This window comes from Xanthobacter sp. BG11Y11_SDJG (assembly GCF_057364445.1).
In genome coordinates, this window is record NZ_JBNFNU010000910.1 from 1 (window position 1) to 494 (window position 494).

A 494-nucleotide genomic window follows, 5' to 3' on the forward strand; every position below is an offset into this window, starting at 1 on the left:
GGGCGAGAGCGCCAGCACCAGCACCGCCGCCACCGCCACGGTGCGCAAAGTGAGCGCCGGCCGGCCGGCGGCGACGCCCGCCAGCACCAGCGCCGCCATCACGAACGAGCGCTGCGCCGGCACGTCGTTGCCGGACAGGACGAGATAGAAGGCCCCGCCCGAAAGCGCCACGGCGGCGGCGATGGATTTGATGGGCCAGGTGAGCGCCAGCGGCGGCACCAGCGCCAGCAAGGCGCGCGCGGCGGCGAACAGCGTCCCCATCACGAGCGCCATATGCAGGCCCGAAATGGACAGGATGTGGGTGAGGCCGGACACCCGCATGCCCTCCTCCACCCGGTCGGGAATGGCGGAGCGGTCGCCCGCCACCAGCGCCACGGCGATCTCGGCCGGCGTGCCGCCGATCACGGCGCGGATCCGGGCGGAGAGATCCTGGCGCATGGCGTCGACGGCGGTGGCGAAGCGCACGGACGGCGGCGGCGCGCCCATGTCGGGCG

The 494-nt window shown here is 74.7% G+C and carries 1 protein-coding gene; it reads right to left on the reverse strand.

Annotated features, from left to right (window positions below):
• Positions 1-494: ComEC/Rec2 family competence protein (locus tag AC2W7M_RS27250; RefSeq protein WP_486136373.1), on the reverse strand; the 494-nt coding region annotated here is incomplete at both ends.